The organism is Planotetraspora silvatica (assembly GCF_016863315.1).
In the GTDB taxonomy this organism is placed as follows: Bacteria; Actinomycetota; Actinomycetes; order Streptosporangiales; family Streptosporangiaceae; genus Planotetraspora; species Planotetraspora silvatica.
Genome location: NZ_BOOQ01000106.1, coordinates 1 through 791, shown reverse-complemented (window position 1 = coordinate 791; position 791 = coordinate 1). Strand labels below are relative to the sequence as shown.

1 protein-coding gene is annotated in these 791 nt (G+C 70.0%); it reads left to right on the top strand.

Annotation, left to right across the window (positions count from 1 at the left end):
- Positions 1 to 791 (top strand): chaperonin GroEL (gene groEL / locus Psi02_RS39795; RefSeq protein WP_203981095.1); only part of this gene is annotated, 791 nt, incomplete at both ends.

Sequence of the window (791 nt, the reverse complement as noted above, 5' to 3'; positions counted from 1 at the left end):
GGCTCCCGGCTTCGGTGACCGCCGTAAGGCCATGCTCGGTGACATCGCGACGCTGGCCGGTGGCCAGGTCATCAGCGAGGAGCTGGGTCTCAAGCTGGAGAACGCGTCGCTCGACCTGCTGGGCCGTGCCCGCAAGGTCGTGGTGACCAAGGACGAGACCACCATCGTCGACGGCGCCGGTGACGCCGAGCAGATCGCGGGCCGGGTCAACCAGATCCGCGCCGAGATCGAGAGCACCGACTCCGACTACGACCGTGAGAAGCTCCAGGAGCGTCTGGCCAAGCTGGCCGGCGGCGTGGCCGTCATCAAGGCCGGCGCGGCGACCGAGGTCGAGCTCAAGGAGCGCAAGCACCGCATCGAGGACGCCGTCCGCAACGCGAAGGCGGCCGTCGAGGAGGGCATCGTCCCCGGTGGTGGCGTGGCCCTGCTGCAGGCCGGCGCCAACGCGTTCGACAAGCTCGAGGTCAACGGCGACGAGGCCACCGGTGCCGCGATCGTCCGCAAGGCGCTCGAGGAGCCGCTGAAGCAGATCGCCGTGAACGCCGGCCTCGAGGGCGGCGTCGTGGTGGAGAAGGTTCGCAACCTGCCCGCGGGTGAGGGCCTCAACGCCGCCACCGGTGAGTACGTCAACATGTTCGAGTCGGGCATCATCGACCCGGCCAAGGTGACGCGCTCCGCGCTGCAGAACGCCGCCTCCATCGCGGCCCTGTTCCTCACGACCGAGGCCGTCATCGCCGAGAAGCCCGAGAAGAACCCTGCCGCTCCCGCCATGCCCGGCGGCGGCGACATGG